This window comes from Ensifer sp. 22521 (genome assembly GCF_052044795.1).
Lineage (GTDB): Bacteria > Pseudomonadota > Alphaproteobacteria > Rhizobiales > Rhizobiaceae > Ensifer.
In genome coordinates this window covers 177,247-193,987 of the sequence record NZ_JBQENM010000002.1, presented here as the reverse complement: position 1 = coordinate 193,987, position 16,741 = coordinate 177,247, and the positions used below count along the sequence as shown (strand labels likewise).

At 62.0% G+C, this 16,741-nt stretch carries 16 protein-coding genes; 3 read left to right on the top strand and 13 right to left on the bottom strand.

What is annotated here, in order from left to right; all coding sequences use genetic code 11:
- The first annotated feature begins 209 nt into the window (after positions 1-209).
- The gene (locus tag ACTJKE_RS02985) at positions 210-1,721 is read left to right on the top strand and encodes a M48 family metalloprotease (RefSeq protein ID WP_057254890.1); all 1,512 of its coding nucleotides are present in this window, start codon (positions 210-212) and stop codon (positions 1,719-1,721) included.
- 344 nt (positions 1,722-2,065) lie between these two features.
- On the opposite strand, the gene ACTJKE_RS02980 is transcribed toward ACTJKE_RS02985, so the two are convergent.
- From ACTJKE_RS02980 to ACTJKE_RS02945, 8 genes are all read right to left on the bottom strand, one after another.
- The gene (locus ACTJKE_RS02980) at positions 2,066-2,932 is read right to left on the bottom strand and encodes an RNA polymerase factor sigma-32 (protein ID WP_057254889.1); all 867 of its coding nucleotides are present in this window, start codon (positions 2,930-2,932) and stop codon (positions 2,066-2,068) included.
- 415 nt (positions 2,933-3,347) lie between these two features.
- The gene (locus ACTJKE_RS02975; RefSeq protein WP_034802893.1) at positions 3,348-3,917 is read right to left on the bottom strand and encodes a CarD family transcriptional regulator; all 570 of its coding nucleotides are present in this window, start codon (positions 3,915-3,917) and stop codon (positions 3,348-3,350) included.
- A 411-nt stretch (positions 3,918-4,328) separates the two neighbouring features.
- Entirely contained in the window at positions 4,329-4,667 is a 339-nt protein-coding gene (fdxA, locus tag ACTJKE_RS02970; RefSeq protein WP_057254888.1) for a ferredoxin FdxA, read from the bottom strand.
- A gap of 203 nt (positions 4,668-4,870) precedes the next feature.
- Positions 4,871-5,284, bottom strand: a complete 414-nt coding sequence (locus tag ACTJKE_RS02965) for an RNA-binding S4 domain-containing protein (RefSeq protein WP_057254887.1) — start codon at positions 5,282-5,284, stop codon at positions 4,871-4,873.
- 8 nt (positions 5,285-5,292) lie between these two features.
- Positions 5,293-8,322, bottom strand: coding sequence for a helicase-related protein (locus tag ACTJKE_RS02960; RefSeq protein WP_440691218.1), 3,030 nt, complete (start codon positions 8,320-8,322; stop codon positions 5,293-5,295).
- Between the two features lie 677 nt (positions 8,323-8,999).
- Complete coding sequence (locus ACTJKE_RS02955) at positions 9,000-9,725, bottom strand: beta-ketoacyl-ACP reductase (RefSeq protein WP_058321668.1); 726 nt, start codon at positions 9,723-9,725, stop codon at positions 9,000-9,002.
- 17 nt (positions 9,726-9,742) lie between these two features.
- Complete coding sequence (locus ACTJKE_RS02950; RefSeq protein ID WP_057254885.1) at positions 9,743-10,102, bottom strand: hypothetical protein; 360 nt, start codon at positions 10,100-10,102, stop codon at positions 9,743-9,745.
- Between the two features lie 13 nt (positions 10,103-10,115).
- Positions 10,116-11,297 carry an acetyl-CoA C-acetyltransferase gene (locus ACTJKE_RS02945; protein ID WP_058321666.1) on the bottom strand — a complete coding sequence of 394 codons (1,182 nt, stop codon included), beginning with the start codon at positions 11,295-11,297 and terminating at the stop codon, positions 10,116-10,118.
- 224 nt (positions 11,298-11,521) lie between these two features.
- Here ACTJKE_RS02945 and phaR point away from each other — a divergent pair, with 224 nt between their 5' ends.
- Positions 11,522-12,100 (top strand): polyhydroxyalkanoate synthesis repressor PhaR, encoded by a 579-nt coding sequence (phaR, locus tag ACTJKE_RS02940; RefSeq protein ID WP_057254883.1) that lies wholly within the window; start codon positions 11,522-11,524, stop codon positions 12,098-12,100.
- Positions 12,101-12,303: 203 nt separating this feature from the next.
- On the opposite strand, the gene ACTJKE_RS02935 is transcribed toward phaR, so the two are convergent.
- The 5 genes from ACTJKE_RS02935 to mtgA form a co-directional block, all read right to left on the bottom strand.
- Entirely contained in the window at positions 12,304-12,705 is a 402-nt protein-coding gene (locus tag ACTJKE_RS02935; RefSeq protein ID WP_440691154.1) for a hypothetical protein, read from the bottom strand.
- Positions 12,706-13,055: 350 nt separating this feature from the next.
- Entirely contained in the window at positions 13,056-13,241 is a 186-nt protein-coding gene (rpmF, locus tag ACTJKE_RS02930) for a 50S ribosomal protein L32 (RefSeq protein WP_057254881.1), read from the bottom strand.
- A gap of 157 nt (positions 13,242-13,398) precedes the next feature.
- The gene (locus ACTJKE_RS02925; RefSeq protein ID WP_057254880.1) at positions 13,399-14,046 is read right to left on the bottom strand and encodes a glutathione S-transferase family protein; all 648 of its coding nucleotides are present in this window, start codon (positions 14,044-14,046) and stop codon (positions 13,399-13,401) included.
- 21 nt (positions 14,047-14,067) lie between these two features.
- Positions 14,068-14,802, bottom strand: coding sequence for a DUF1868 domain-containing protein (locus ACTJKE_RS02920; protein WP_058321665.1), 735 nt, complete (start codon positions 14,800-14,802; stop codon positions 14,068-14,070).
- 104 nt (positions 14,803-14,906) lie between these two features.
- Positions 14,907-15,680 (bottom strand): monofunctional biosynthetic peptidoglycan transglycosylase, encoded by a 774-nt coding sequence (gene mtgA, locus ACTJKE_RS02915; protein ID WP_112995639.1) that lies wholly within the window; start codon positions 15,678-15,680, stop codon positions 14,907-14,909.
- A 145-nt stretch (positions 15,681-15,825) separates the two neighbouring features.
- Here mtgA and ACTJKE_RS02910 point away from each other — a divergent pair, with 145 nt between their 5' ends.
- Complete coding sequence (locus tag ACTJKE_RS02910) at positions 15,826-16,740, top strand: polyprenyl synthetase family protein (RefSeq protein WP_112995638.1); 915 nt, start codon at positions 15,826-15,828, stop codon at positions 16,738-16,740.
- Position 16,741 lies beyond the last annotated feature (1 nt).

Below are 16,741 nucleotides of genomic sequence, written 5' to 3'. Positions count from 1 at the left end.
TTCGCGCATCCGTTGCCGTGATACCACGGGGCAACTATTTCTACCGAGACAAACTAGGCAGGTGGCGCTGAAATCAGATACAGCAAGACCAGGGCTGAACAGTCGCGGCGGAGCAACGCTGCCGGACTGAAAAAGTAGGACTTTCAACGCTGTCGTTCCATTGCCCCGCTGCATGCGGGTGGAGCGACAGACGGGAAACGGGCTGAGGCATGGAGAGGCATACAGTCACACACGACCGGTTCCCGCCGAAACGCGGACGGCTGCGTGCACGCGCCGTGGTTGCACTGATCGCGACCGCGCTTCTCTCCGCATGCCAGTCGGTGATCGAGCAATCCTACGAGCCGACAGTTTCGCCCTCGTCCAATCCGCAGATTGTCGACGAGGTCCAGAAGAACGATCCGCGCGCGAAGATGGGCGCACGCGAACATCCGCGCATCGTCGCAAGCTATGGCGGCGAATACAAGGACGCGAAGACCGAACGGCTGGTCGCCCGCATCGCCGGAGCGCTGACCGCCGTCTCGGAGAACCCGCAGCAGTCCTACCGCATCACCATCCTCAATTCGCCGGCGATCAACGCCTTTGCACTGCCGGGCGGCTATCTCTATGTCACCCGCGGCCTGCTGGCCCTTGCCAATGATGCCTCCGAAGTCGCCGCCGTACTCTCGCACGAGATGGCGCACGTCACCGCCAACCACGGCATCGAACGTCAGCAACGCGAGGAAGCGGAAGTCATCGCCAGCCGCGTGGTCTCCGAGGTGCTGTCGTCCGATCTCGCCGGCAAGCAGGCGCTCGCCCGCGGCAAGCTGCGGCTTGCGGCCTTCTCGCGCAACCAGGAGCTCCAGGCCGACGTCATCGGTGTGCGCATGCTCGGCGAAGCCGGCTACGATCCTTACGCCGCCGCACGCTTCCTGGACTCGATGGCAGCCTATAGCCGCTTTACCGCCGTCGATCCGGAATCCGACCAGAGCCTCGACTTCCTGTCGAGCCACCCGAATGCACCGCAGCGTGTGGACCTTGCGCGCAGGCATGCCCGCGCCTTCGGGCCGGAAGGCACCAGCGGCGATCGCGGCCGGGACTATTACCTCGCCGGTATCGACGGCCTGCTCTACGGCGACAGCCCCCAGGAAGGCTATGTCCGCGGCCAGACCTTCCTGCACGGCCAGCTCGGAATCCGTTTCGACGTGCCGACCGGCTTCCAGATCGACAACAAGGCAGAAGCGGTCCTTGCGACCGGACCCGGTGACATCGCTGTGCGCTTCGACGGCGTGGCGGATACGGGCGGTCGCAGCCTGACCGACTATATCGCCAGCGGCTGGGTCACCGGCCTGCAGCCCGACACGATCAGGCCGATCAACATCAACGGTCTGGAAGCCGCGACCGCGCGTGCCTCGGCCGATCGCTGGGATTTCGATGTCACGGTCATCCGCATCGACACCCGCATCTACCGCTTCCTGACCGCCGTTCCCAAGGGTTCGAACGCGCTCGAGCCGACAGCGAACCAGCTGCGCAGCTCGTTCCGCCGCATGACGCAGGGCGAGGCCCAATCGCTGAAGCCGCTGCGCATCCGCGTCGTAACGGTAAGGCCCGGCGAGACGATCGCAACGCTTTCCGCCCGCATGATGGGGACGGATCGCAAGCTGGACCTGTTCCGGGTGATCAATGCGATGCAGGTCACCTCGACAGTGAAGCCGGGCGACAAGGTCAAGATCGTTTCCGAGTAAGCACGGCAGCCTCACCGCACCTGCACCAAGGCGCATATGCTGCTGAAGGCTCCGGCCTTCGCTGCTGCGCCAGACCTCGATGTTCGAACACAGGGCAGTGCCTCAGATTGAGGTCCGAGCCCGTACGACTATGCCCCTGAGGCCTACAGCGCCGCGCGTCCTGTCAGACACGCAAAGGCACTTTGAAGTGCTGCATGGTTTTGTCCTTTGACCGGCTACGGCCAAAGAAAACATGCACGGCTAAAGCGCGTCGCGATCTTTCAGATTCACTCCTTGCGCTTTAAGCCCTCGACATTTCGCAGGTCGTTATCACAAAACCGCTGCGCACTTTTGCGCGACAAGCTTTAGTGAATGCCCGCAGTCAGGGCCGGCGCTTTGGTCGCGAGCGCCACTCTGAGCTTTTCGAGCGCCCGAGTTTCGATCTGTCGCACCCGTTCCTTGGAAATGCCGAGATCGAGGCCGAGCTCTTCCAGCGTCGCACCGTCCTCCGACAGTCGTCGTGCACGGATGATCCGCATCTCCCTTTCGGTCAAGGCACCCAGCGCATCGCGGAGCCACACACGGGCCCGCTCGCCGTCGATCATGTCGCTGACCTGTTCGTCCGGAAGCGGCGCATCGCTGGCCAGGAAATCCAGCCGCTCGCCGCCATCGGAATCGGCGCCGCCAACGGGGGCCTGCAAGGAAGTGTCGCTGCCGGAAAGCCGCGCATCCATGGTCTGCACATCGGCGATGCTGACGCCGAGCGCCGCGGCAATTTCCTCATGCATAGCCTGCGATGTAAGTTGCCTGTCGCCTTGCGCCAGACGTGCACGCAACCGCCGCAGATTGAAGAACAGCGCCTTCTGAGCCGAACTCGTGCCGCCCCGGACGATCGACCAATTGCGCAGGACATAGTCCTGCATCGATGCCCGGATCCACCAGGTCGCATAGGTCGAAAACCTGACCTCACGGCTGGGTTCGAAGCGGGCCGCCGCTTCCAGGAGGCCGATATGGCCTTCCTGCACCAAGTCGCCCATGGGCAGGCCGAAGTTGCGGAACTTCGCTGCCATCGAGATCACGAGCCGCATATGCGACATGGCGATCTTGTTGCGGGCTTCCTGATCATGGTCGTTCCGCCAGGCCTGTGCCAGCGCGTGCTCCTCGTCGCGCTCGAGATAAGGCGCCTCCATTGCGATCTTGATCATCCGCCGGTCTGCAGTGAGAGTTTTCATCGATCACTCCGTGACTGGCGCCCGGGCGCCATTGCGTGTGAAGTCTAAAAGGCCGGACAGATGGCGCGTCCGGCAGCAGGGGCGTCTAGATCACGATGATTTGGATCGGATCGATCCAAATCATCGTGATCGGTTCTTTTAAGTCAGAGCGGGATGGGCGCGGAAAACCGCATGATCTTTTCCTTCCCCGCTCAAGAGCCCCAGCGCCGAACTTGAAGAAACGACGCGGCGCCCTAACTTCAAAATCACGAACCTGAACGGTGACGGATCACAGAACCAAGATCGCCCGGCGCGAAAGCGGCGCGTTCCTGCCGGCTAATGTAAATGCGCGTGGCGGGCAAAAGTTCCATCAGATCAAAGAAAAAGCCCGGCGCGATGGCCGGGCTTTTTTGCAGTCTCACTGCGGGTTGGAAGCTTATGCTGCTTCGTCCTGGGCGTCGTCTTCGTCGATCGCCTTGCCGCGCTTCGGGCCCTTGCTGAGGTTGGCCTCGACGAGGCGCACAGCTTCGGTCTCCGACATTTTGTTCACGGCAGCGATTTCGCGCGCCATGCGGTCGAGGGCAGCTTCATAGAGCTGGCGTTCGGAATAGGACTGTTCCGGCTGGTTTTCGGCGCGATAGAGATCGCGAACGACTTCCGCGATGGAAATCAGGTCGCCGGAGTTGATCTTGGCATCGTATTCCTGGGCGCGGCGCGACCACATGGTGCGCTTCACGCGAGCCTTGCCCTGCACAACCTTCAACGCACGATCGACGAAATCGGTTTCAGACAGCTTGCGCATGCCGATGCTGACAGCCTTGGCCACCGGCACCTTCAACCGCATCTTGTCCTTCTCGAAATCGATGACAAAAAGCTCAAGCTTCATGCCCGCGACTTCCTGCTCTTCGATCGCCACGATCTGGCCAACGCCGTGGGCCGGATAGACGATCGATTCACCGGTCTTGAAGCCCTGGCGTGTCGAAGATTTTTTCTGCTGGGTCGTCATTCGTTTCAAAAACTCCCTGTTTCGCGCCGGCCATTCTGGCCGGGGCCGGGTCAGTGAGGCCCGGGATAGACGGGGATACCGCCGGGTGGGTACATCCTGGTCCGTCCACGGAACGCAAACAGCCTCATGAAATGCGGTCGCAACAGAGCAAAGCCATGTTGCGTAATAGGGAGAAACCGCCTTTTGGAGATCGTTTGCTTTCGTGATGGTTTTCGGGCGCGCAAAAACACCCTCTGTGGATCAGTAGAAGGAACCTATCACAAAAAAGTGCCGAAATCAATAATTTGCTGCATGGCAGCCATCAAGCCACCATTCTCGCACCTGCGAGCGCAGTGCGGGTTTTTCCCCAGGTTTGGCGCGCTGGGTCGCGCTCGCTGCGTCAGCCTCGACGAACGATAGAGATCGTCCGTCTCAGTCGCCCTGTCCCGGCTCGGCGGAGAAGAACTTCTCGTACTTGCCTTCGACGCCGTCCATCTCCTTGGCTTCCGGCATCGGGTCGCGCTTGACCGTGACGTTCGGCCACTTCGTGGCAAAATCAGCGTTCACTTTCAACCACATATCAAGGCCCGGCTCGGTGTCCGGCTTGATCGCCTCGGCAGGACATTCCGGCTCGCAAACGCCGCAATCGATGCACTCGTCGGGATGGATGACGAGGAAATTCTCGCCCTCATAGAAGCAGTCCACGGGGCAGACTTCGACACAGTCCATATACTTGCAGCGAATGCAATTGTCGGTCACGACATACGTCATGAGGTACTCCAGCCAATGCTCACGTTTGATGGCAGACGGCAATCAATGGTGATGCTCATCGTCCGCGCATGCTAGGAATGTCCGGCGCGCATAGCTGCCGAAGCAAGACCGATGCACCCAACGTGGGTCTGTCAGGTAAAGGCTTTATGGACCCTTTGCAAGAATATTCAATGCGCGAAACGCCGCGGCAAAGGCAGAGTTTTCTAATCCTCGCGCGGATCGAAATCGGGTTTTAGCCGATCGGTATCCCGCCGCTCTTTCTTGGTCGGGCGTCCCGCCCCACGGTCGCGTGTGGCGAGATCAAATGCCGAGAGTTTCTCCTTAGGCAATTCCGGCGTGAGATCATCATAAAGAAGCCGCGCTTCCTCGTAGGGGCCACGTCGTTCCCCTGGAGCAAGCACGCGCACGGTCACGCTGCGGCGGTCGAGGACGAGCTCAAGCAGGTCCCCCGTCTTGACCTGAAACGACGACTGCGTCACGCGCTGCTCGTTGACGGCCACGCGGCCGTCCTCGATCGCTTTTTGCGCAAGCGAGCGCGATTTGATCAGCCGCGTGAAAAACAGCCACTTGTCGAGACGCTGGCGCGATGCCGGGTTGGACGTGGGCTGTTTTTCCATGACCTGCCTTACTTCTTCATCTGCTCCTTGAGCGCCGCGAGCTTGGCGAAGGGCGAATCCGGATCCACCGGCTTCTCGCGACGCGGCGGGCGCGCCTCGAACTTGCCCTGGCCGGGCTTGCCGCCGCGGTCGTGGCGATCATGGCGGTCACCACGGTCCTGGCGCGGACCGCCTTCCGACTTGCCGCCGTCATGGCGCTTGCCGCGCACCGGCTGGCCGCCCTTGCGTCCGCCCTCACGTCCCTCGCCCTGGCCTTGGCCTTGGCCATGTCCATGGCGCTGGCCGCCGCGACGCTGGTCGCCCTGGTGGCGACCGCCGCCCTGGCGCTGGTTATCCTGGCGGGTGCCGGGACGCCACAGCAGCACGGGCTTGGCTTCGACCGGTTCTCCGGTCTCGGCGACTTGAGCTTCGGCTGGTTGCACGTCGCTGGTGGCGACTTTGCCCTCAGCGTTCTCGGCCTCGGCGGCAGGTGCCTCAATGGCTGCGGTCTCGGCATCCGTCGCGCTGTCAGCAGCGTCCGCGTCATCGACGGCGGCAACCGGCTCGGAGGCGGCGGCAGCAGAGGCGGGCGCACCGTCCTGGCTGGCGAGGAAGGCCGCAGCCTCCTCGGCCTTGACGCTGTCGGCCCGATAGCCAAGGCCCTTCAGGATCTCTTCCATATCATCAGGCGTTGCGCCGAGGATCGAAAGCATCGAGGTGGTGGCGGTGAAACGACGGCCGTCATAGGCGCCTTCAGGACGCGGCTGCGCGCCGGGCTTCCACTGCAGCAGCGGCCGGATGAGATCGGCCAGGCGCTCGAGGATGTCGATGCGCACGGCGCGCTTTCCGAGGAAGCGGAAGCCGGCAAGCTTGTAGAAGGTGCGCTCGAAGGACGGATCGGTGACGACCGACGTACGGCCGGCAGCGAGCATCGGGATGAGGTCGCCATAGCCGGGCTTGTCGAGGCCGTCGTTCTTCAGCGCCCAGAGCAGCGTGATCAGCTCGGCCGGAGCCGGCTTCAAGAGCGCCGGAAGGAAGATGTGGTAGGCGCCGAAGCGAACGCCGTATTTGCGGATCGACGCGCGACCGTCCTGGTCCAGCGACTTCACGTCGTCGGCGACATCGCGGCGGAAGAGCACGCCGAGGTTCTCGACGAGCTGGAAGGCAAGGCCCTTGGCGAGGCCTTCGAGGTCTTCAGCGCGCGAGATATCGTCGAGCGGCTTCAGCACCGTACCGATGTGATGGTTCACGAAACGCTCGATGCGCGCCACGACATGCTCGCGGGCGTTCGCCTGCAGCTGATCGTCGGCAAGCAGGATGACGCGCGGACGCATGACATGGTCGCTCGCTGCCAGACGGGCGACGGGATCGCCGAGCCAGCGCACGAGACCATCCGACGAAAGCGCCAGGTCGTTGTTGCCCGAGGCGTGCAGACGTGCGGCCCGCGCCTCGAACTCGAGCGCCAGCGCCTTCTGGGCAGCGCCCTGCACGGCCTTGGCATCCGGGCCGTCGCCGCCGGTCGCCAGCGTAAACCGGAAACCGGTTAGTTGTCCTACGTGGTGTCCTTCGACGAAGACATCACCATTCACACTGATTTCAGCTTCCAGCATAGCATTCTCTCTCAGGCGCTTCATGAGCACAGATGTCCTGCGATCAACAAAGCGTTTCGTCAACCGTTCATGTAGTGCGTCGGATAATCGATCTTCAATTTCCCGCGTCTTTTCTTGCCAGTGTGTCGGATCGGCCAGCCATCCCGGCCGGTTCGACACATAGGTCCAGGTTCTGATCTGCGCGATTCGCGCCGAAAGTGTGTCGATCTCACCGTCGGTGTGATCGGCACGCCTGACCTGTTCGGCCATGAAGTCCTCGTTCACCGTACCCCGGCGAACGAGATCCGTGTAGATCGTCGAGATCAGATCGGCGTGCTGGGCGGGCGTGATGCGCCGATAGTCCGGCAGCGCGCAGGCTTCCCATAGTTTTTCGACGCGCTCGGCATTGGTCGTAATGTCGACGACCTCCGGGTAGCGGGCCAGATGCTCGAACGCCTGCTGGTCTACCGCAGGTAGCGCCCGGGCAAGGCCGGGAACTTTCGGCGCGGCATCGAGGCTCTTCTTCAAGGCGGTAAGCGAGGAATAGTCGAACGCCTTCGAGCGCCATTGCAGCACCTTGACCGCATCGAACTCGTGCGACTCGATGCGATGGACGAGCTCGTTGTCGAAAGGATCGACGCGACCCGTGACGCCGAACGTTCCGTCACGCAGATGTCGCCCGGCGCGCCCGGCGACCTGCGCCAGTTCCGCCGGGTTCAGGTTGCGAAACTGGTAGCCGTCGAACTTGCGGTCCTGCGCGAAGGCGACGTGATCGACGTCGAGGTTGAGACCCATGCCGATCGCGTCGGTCGCCACCATATATTCGACGTCGCCTTCCTGATAGAGCGCCACCTGCGCATTGCGCGTGCGCGGCGAAAGCGCGCCGAGCACGACGGCGGCACCGCCGCGCTGGCGACGGATCAGTTCGGCGATCGCATAGACTTCGTCGGCCGAGAAGGCGACGATCGCCGAGCGATGCGGCAGGCGGGTGATTTTCTTCGAACCGGCATAGAGCAGTTGCGACATGCGCGGCCGCTCGACGACGGTAATGCCGGGCAGGAGGTGCTCCAGGATCGGCCGCATCGTTGCAGCCCCCAGAAGCAGCGTCTCGCCACGCCCCCTCAGATGCAGGATCCGGTCGGTGAAGATGTGACCGCGCTCGAGATCGCCGGCAAGCTGCACTTCGTCGATCGCCACGAAGGACGCGGTCGTCTCGCGCGGCATCGCTTCGACGGTGCAGACCGAATAGCGGGCGCGATGCGGAGTGATCTTCTCCTCGCCAGTGATCAGCGCGACATTGTGATGGCCGACCCTTTCGACCAGGCGCGTATAGACCTCGCGCGCCAGGAGGCGCAGCGGCAGGCCTATGACGCCGCTATCATGCGCGATCATGCGCTCGATCGCGTAGTGCGTCTTGCCGGTATTGGTTGGCCCGAGCACCGCGGTTACGCCGCGGCCGCTCAGGATCATGGGGTGAACGGACACGTCATCGATCCCGGGCATTCAGAAATTACGACAGCGTCTTTTCACGCTGGCGGCAAACACATGCCCACGCACCGAGCCAAACGCAAGGGGCGCCGACAACTAAAACCATGTTCGGCGTCTCCCAGCCCATTGCACCACCTGTTGTGGTTGGCGCAATCGAGAACAGGAACAGCCATGGAACGAATCGGCGACGAATCGAAGACTCATCGCGATTCACTGTATGTTCACGACTACATATAGATTTCAACACCGAACGTTGCACCACATGCTGAATCTGACGCCGCGCGCTTGTGTTAGAGCCCACGACTCGCCTCAATTCTGGCTGTCCCATTGCCAGACAGGTCAAAGGATTCCGAATCCAAGACTCTGGAAAGCCTAGAAAATTTTTAACGAAATTCATCGCAGATTCGCTGGGCAGAGAGAATGAGAATCGCACCGAGCACCCTCGACCAATACGGGAGGATCCGATGGCGACTCGTGATACGCGCATCATTCCGCTTTTGTTCTCCACAAGATATAGTGTCTGCGCCGCGCGCCGGCAACAGAATCACGGGCGCAGCTTCGGGTCCAAATGCCGGGGGAACAGCCGTTTCTTCTCTCCGCCCTACACAAAAACGGCGCCCCGAAGGGCGCCGTTCAAAAGCAATGATGAGATCAAAAGGTCAGACGAAGAACTGTCCGCCATTCGCCGAAATCGTCGAGCCGGTGATGAAGCCGGCGTCGTCGGAGGCCAGGAACACAACGCAGCGGGCGATTTCTTCCGGCTCGCCGAGGCGGCCAACCGGGATCTGCGGGATGATCCGCTCGTTCAGCACCTTCTCCGGCACCGCCCGCACCATTTCCGTGCCGATATAACCCGGGCAGATGGCGTTGACCGTGATCCCCTTCGCCGCACCTTCCTGGGCGAGCGCCTTGGTGAAGCCGAGATCACCGGCCTTGGCCGCCGAATAGTTGGCCTGGCCCATCTGGCCCTTCTGGCCGTTGATCGACGAGATGTTGATGACGCGGCCGAAACCGCGGTCGCGCATGGCGGACCAGATCGGATGCGTCATGTTGAAGAGACCGGTGAGGTTGGTGCCGACCACCTCGCCCCATTGCTCGGGCGTCATCTTGTGGAACATCGCGTCGCGGGTGATGCCCGCATTGTTGACCAGCACTTCGACCGGGCCGAGATCCGCCTCGACCTTGGCGATGCCTTCGGCGCAGGACTGATAGCTGGAAACATCCCACTTGTAGACCGGGATGCCGGTTTCCTGCTTGAAGGCCTCAGCCTTTTCGTCATTGCCGGCATAGTTTGCGGCCACCTTGTAGCCGGCATTCTTGAGTGCGATGGAGATTGCCGCGCCGATGCCGCGCGACCCACCTGTGACCAATGCTACCCTGCTCATGCACGCCTCCCACTTGATCAGTTCAGTTTCTCAAAGGCCTTCTTCATCAGCTTTTCGCCGACCTGTCGTCCGTAGAGCTCGGCGGCAGCCTGGAACTGAGGCGTCGCGAGCATTGACATACCCACCTCGCACTTGGTGAGCGCGAGGTTCATCATCAGACTGGAGAGCTGAACGAGCGACGCTTTCAAAGCGCCACTGTCATCGTTCGGGGCCGCAACCATCATGTCCTTGAAAACGGCCTCGTCGTCCGAGGTCGTATGTTCCAGCATGCACTGAACCAACCGCGCCTCGTCGAGAGGCGCGGGATTGGCATGTGCGGAAACGATCGGCGAACCGGCCAGAAGAAGGGAAAACGGAACCCACCTGGCGCTGTTCATGCCGCCAAACCGATTAGAGCCGTTCGACGCACATGGCGACGCCCATGCCGCCGCCGATGCAGAGCGTTGCAAGCCCCTTGGAAACGCCGCGGCGCTTCATTTCGAAGAGCAGCGTGTTGAGCACGCGGGCGCCGGAAGCGCCGATCGGATGGCCGATGGCGATCGCGCCGCCATTGACGTTGACGATCGACGGATCCCAGCCGAGGTCCTTGTTGACCGCGCATGCCTGTGCCGCGAAAGCCTCGTTGGCCTCGACCAGTTCGACGTCGCCGATCGCCCAGCCGGCTTTCGCCAACGCCTTGCGCGAAGCCGGGATCGGGCCGGTGCCCATGACCTGCGGATCGACGCCGGCCGTTGCCCAGGAAACGATACGGGCGAGCGGCTGGATGCCGCGCTTGGAAGCCTGCGCTTCGGTCATCAGCAGAGTGGCCGCGGCGCCGTCATTGAGGCCAGAGGCGTTGCCGGCGGTGACCGTGCCTTCCTTGTCGAAGGCCGGACGCAGCTTCGTCATCTGGTCGAGCGTTGCGCCATGGCGGATATATTCGTCCTGGTCGACGGTGACGTCGCCCTTGCGGCCTTTGACGATGAAGGGAATGATCTCGTCGGCGAACCGCCCGGCCTTCTGGGCCGCTTCGGCCTTGTTCTGCGAGGCGAGCGCGAAGGCGTCCTGCTCTTCACGGCTGAGCTGCCACTGGCGGGCGACGTTTTCGGCGGTGATGCCCATGTGATAGCCGTAGAAGGCGTCGGTCAGACCGTCCTTGATCATCGTGTCGATCATCTTGAAATCGCCCATCTTCACGCCGCCGCGAAGATGCGAGCAATGCGGCGCCATCGACATGGACTCCATGCCGCCGGCGACGATGATATCCGCATCACCGGTTGCAATCTGCTGCATGCCGAGCGCCACGGCACGAAGACCGGAACCGCAGAGCTGGTTCATGCCCCAGGCGGTTTTCTCCTGCGGAAGACCCGCCTTCATCGCCGCCTGGCGCGCCGGGTTCTGGCCCTCGCCGGCCTGCAGGACCTGGCCGAGGATCACCTCGTCGACCTCGCCTGCCTCGACGCCTGCGCGCTCGAGCACGCCCTTGATGACGGCGGCGCCGAGTTCGTGCGCCGGTGTGTTGGCGAATGCACCGTTGAAGGATCCGACCGCGGTACGGGCGGCGCTGGCGATCACGATGGAGGGATTGCTCATGGGACGTTTCCTCAGATCTTTCTTGCCTAATGGAAGCAGACTGGCAAAGCGCGCGGCGCAAGTCAAACGCCTTGATGCGGTGCCACAAAACCGTCACCCAAGACGCAACCGCAAGATTTCGCACTTGCGTCGCCGCAACGCACAAAGACATTGTCAGCGGCGCTCTTTTGCGGATACTCTGAAAAACGCAATAAAGACGGGATGATGGGTGAGAGGAGACCCTGATGGCGAAGCACGAAGGCCAGATCGTTATAAAAAAATATGCGAACCGGCGGCTCTACAACACCGGGACCAGCACCTATGTCACGCTCGACGACCTGGCTGTCATGGTGAAGAAGGGCGACGATTTCATCGTCCAGGACGCAAAGTCCGGAGAGGACATCACCCATTCCGTGCTGACGCAGATCATCTTCGAGCAGGAGTCCAAGACCGGCAACACGCTGCTGCCGATCTCCTTCCTGCGCCAGCTGATCTCGTTCTACGGCGATCAGATGCAGATGGTGGTGCCGAGCTATCTCGAGCATTCGATGCAGGCTTTCACCGAGCAGCAGTCGCAGATGCGCGAGCAGATCAACAAGGCCTTCGGTGACACGCCGCTCGGCAAGAACCTGCAGGTTCCGCTGCAACTTGTCGAAGAGCAGGTCCGCCGCAATACCGAGATGTTCCATCAGGCGATGCAGATGTTCTCGCCCTTCATCACCGCCCCGCCGGTGAAGGAAACCAAGAAGGCCGAAGCCAAGGATATCGACGAGCTCAAGGAACAGCTTCGCGCGCTCCAGACCAAGCTCGACAATCTCGGCTGAGCGCATTCTCCTTGCAAAGGCGGGTGTGAGTCACCCGCCCAATTCCCGTCCAGCAAACCATGTTTTGAATTGGGCCAACGCCCCGGGATCGATCGTGACCTAAAGCGCGTCGCGATCTTTCAGATTCGCGCCTTGCGCTTTAAGTTCTTGATATTTCGCATGTCGTTGTCGCAAAACCGCTGCGCACTTTTGCGCGACAGGCTTTAAAGGCCGATCGACACGTCCCGTCCGGCCGAGCGCATCGAGACGGCGAAGCCGGCGATGACGTCGATGAAGCTGATCGTCATCAGGATGAAGAAGAGCTGGGTTGCCGCCGGCGCCAGCAGCAGGAATTCGATCAGGAAGGCGATGAACAGAATCATCGACAACAGGTGATCCATCAGCACACGCGTGCTCGTGCGGGTCGCCTTCAGCAATTCGACGAAGAGCAACAGCAGTGCGACGACGATCAGGAGGTCGCCGAAGCGCATCGTCCAGGTCGCGCCCGACAGCATGGACAGCGACAGCATCTCGGCGTTCAAGCCGGCAATACCGCCGAACATTCCGATCATCGCGAGATTGTAGACAACGAACGGCAGGATCAGCAGCGGAACGGCAGCGAGCATCGGGCACGAACTCCTTTGCCGCGTCTTGCGGCGTCTTCAGGCCTACTGCATGTTTCCTTTAATCGTAGCCGGTTAAAGGACAAAAACATGCAGCAATTCAAAGTGCTACAGCGACGTTTGCGCGTCTGATAAGACGCGCGGCGCTGTAGAGCGCTGTGCGTTCGCATGAACGCACCAAGGACGCTCCAGCACTTAGGGTCTAGAGCATCTCTCCGCTTCCAGTGACTTCACCTTGGCGCGTGATGCTCTAGCTCCTGCGGATAACACAGGGTCCAAGCGAGAAAATGTCAGACGCAAAACAAAAGGGCCGGCAGAGCCAGCCCTTTGAACCATTCCACGAACGGAAACGCTTATGCGTTTTCCTTCGGGGTCAGAACCTGACGGCCACGGTACATGCCGGTCTTCAGGTCGATGTGGTGCGGGCGACGCAGTTCGCCGGAGTTCTTGTCTTCGACGTAGGTCGGCGTCTTGAGAGCGTCAGCGGAACGGCGCATGCCACGCTTGGACGGGCTCGTTTTTCTTTTAGGTACAGCCATTTCATTCTCCACTTATCGGGCAAACACTGTTCAGCAGCCGAAATGGCCGTGTTAAACAGATGTCAATCACGGAAATTTGGCGCGCTTATACATGGGCAACTGCTGTTTGACCAGTCCCCAGCCGCAATTTTTCGACTCAAGATCTGGCGGCGCCGATTCAGACCTCGTCATCGGGAACGACCCACGGCTCGGCGCGGGCAGCCTCTTCCCACTTCCGGAAAGCGAAATGTGCCTTCACCCGTTGCATGTAGCCGAGCGTTTCTTGATCCGCAACGAGATCGTAGACGTCGAAGCGGTTGACCACAGGCGCGTACATTGCATCGGCCGCGCTGAAGGATCCGAAGAGGAACGGCCCGCCGGAGTGGGCAAGCGCCTCCTTCCAGATCTGCTCGATGCGCACGACATCAGCGCGAACGTCGGCATCCACCTGAAGCGCCCGCCTCTCCCGGCGGATGTTCATCGGGCAGGCACCGCGCAGCGCCCTGAAACCGGAGAGCATCTCCATGGAATAGCTGCGGGCCCGGGCGCGGGCCTGGCGATCGGACGGCCAAAGCCCGGCGTCGGGAAAGAGCTCGGCGACATATTCGATGATCGCCAGCGATTCCCAGACGAGCAGATCGCCGTGGCGCAGCAGCGGCACCTTTCCGGTCGGCGAGATCGCGCGGATATCAGGATTGCCGGCCGCGAAATCGAAGGGAATGACCACGTCCTCGAAGGCGATGCCCGCGGCGGTCATCGCCATCCAGGGCCGCATCGACCAGGACGAATAGTTCTTGTTGCCGACGTAAAGGGTAAGTCCGGTCATCTACATTCCTTGATGCTGGCCTTAATTGCTGGCCGTGATTGCTGATCTGTCCGAGAAAACGATCAGTTCCTCGAAATGGTTCATGTCCTCGAACGAGCAGAAGGCCGGCGGATCGAGCTCGATCACGGGCGCCCGCTCCCTGAGGCAGGCGAGTTGTTCGCTCAACATTTCCTGCCAGCGCGGCAGTGCCGCGTCATCGAGCCAGTCGATGACATAGGCGAAGGTGATGTGAAACGCATAGTCGTCATGATCAGGATGGCGATAGCCGAAGACTTCGGCGAAAGCATCGCGCCAGGCCTTGAGGCAAGCCCGATCGGCGACGCTGTCGCCTTCAAGCGCGAGACCGGTTGGCGTGATCTCGGTCACGCGGGCACGGAAGGGCTGCAACGGCGCAAAGTGCCTCAGCCGCGCACAGTAGTGTTCGGTCATCACATCGATCGGTGTATCGAGCGCCATATCGACGGGCCAATAGGGTAGCCTGCGACGATATTCGATGATGCCCTGGAAGATCGTCATGTGCAGGCTGGACGGATGCGTGAAGGCGAACTGCCCCGCCTCGGGCATCGCCATCAGACGCTCGCGCACGGCAAGCACGGCCGTCTCGGACGGCGATCCGGCGGTGACGTGGGAGACGACCGTGTTGCCCGGCTCACGCAGGAAGCGGCCGTCCGTGGCGTAGCGGGTTCCGAGATGCTTCGGCGGAATGGTGTCCGCGTTGCGGCCAAAGGCGAGAAGCGAAGGGGAAATCGAGGTCATGGGAGCGATCGGGCCTTTTGAATGGAGAGAGGGCCCAGATGGCAGAACTCTACGAAGCCAGGATGACATCCCCCGGCAACCGCATCCAATGAAAAGGTCTGATCTCAATCATAAAGGCAGGTGATGTAGCCGCCGGAGCGGCTGGCGCGACGCTCGATCAAATTCGCCAGACGCTTGAGCCCACGGCCGGGTTTGCCGGCATTGCGCTCTTTCGGGTTGGGCAGCGAAACCGCAAGCAGTGCGGCCTGCCGGCGCGAGAGCTTCGCCGCGGAAACGCCGAAATGGTGGCGGGCCGCCGCCTCGATACCGTAGATCCCATCACCCCATTCGGCGACGTTCAAATAGATCTCCATCATCCGCCGCTTGCTCCAGACGAAATCGGCAGCGACCGCCAGCGGCAGCTCCATGCCCTTGCGCAGGAAGGAGCGGCCGTTCCAGAGGTAGAGGTTCTTGACGGTCTGCATCGGGATGGTGCTGGCGCCACGGGTCGATTCCCCTTCAAGCGCATCCTCGACCACGCCGCGCATCTGGCCCCAGTCGACGCCGTCATGGGCGCAGAACTGACCGTCCTCTGACATCATCACCGATTGGACGAGCACCGGCGAGATGTTTTCGAAATCGACCCATTGGCGGTCGTAGCCGCGAAGTAGAACGAGATCGCGCAGCATCAAGGTGGAGACCGGGTGGACGAACTCGAAGAGATAGAGAACGATCAGCACATAGGGCAGGGCAACGAAACCCAGGACAGCCAGGATGATCTGGCGGCGTTTCGTGCGCAACGTCCGGCGAAGCGACGACCAGCGACTGGAAGGCACTTCGCCCTCCTCGCGCGCTTCCGGAACGACGTTCACGGCCTGACTGTTCACCTCGCTGTCCATCCGCTTCTCTTAGTGTATGGTCCGGCAAAGTTGAACGGGCTTTCTGGTAAAAGGCAAGGCGCCCAGGCGGCTGTCCCAGGGAAAGCGCGCCGCTGCGACACGAATCCCCGTTGAAAGCCCTCTTCGCCCGTGCCAAAGAGCGCGCATGAGCCAGGACACATCGCCCTTCACCCGCCGCCTCACCGGCAATGCCCGCGCCGTCGAAGCTCTGCTCGAGCGCCTGCTCGGCTCGGCGACGGCGGTCGACGAGATCACGCGACCGACAAACCTGCTCGCGGCCATGCGGCACGGCGTGCTGAACGGCGGCAAGCGTCTGCGCCCCTTCCTGGTGATCGAATGTGCGGATCTTCTCGGCGGCGGCCTCGATGCATCCTTGCGCGTCGGCGCGGCACTCGAATGCGTACATTGCTATTCCCTCGTCCATGACGACCTGCCGGCGATGGATGACGACGATATCAGGCGCGGCCAGCCGACGGTGCACAGGGCCTTCGACGAGGCAACCGCGATCCTCGCCGGCGACAGCCTGCTGACCTTCGCCTTCGACATCATCGCGGCCCCCGAAACGCTGTTGACGGACGGCCAGAAAGTGGAGCTGATCCTGGCGCTCGGACGCGCCGCCGGCCACGGCGGCATGGCTGGCGGACAGGCGCTCGATCTGGCAGCAGAGAAGTCGCCGCCCGACGAGGCCGGCATCGTGACGCTGCAGGCCATGAAAACCGGCGCCCTCATCCGCTTCGCCTGCGAAGCGGGCGCCATCGTCGCCGGCGCATCGGAAAACGACCGCGCCCGGCTTCGCCACTTCGGCGAAAAGATCGGCCTTGCCTTCCAGCTCGCCGACGACCTGCTCGACCTCACCGCTGACGCAGAGACCATGGGCAAGGCGACCGGCAAGGACGCCGCTCGCGGCAAAGGCACGCTCGTCGCGCTGCACGGCCAGGTCTGGGCAGAGGAGCGGCTGGAGCAACTGGTCGCAGAAGCCGAAGCCCTGCTCGCGCCCTATGGCGAGCGCTCTGCCATTCTCGTCGATACCGCCCGCTTCGTCGCCAACCGCAGGAACTAGC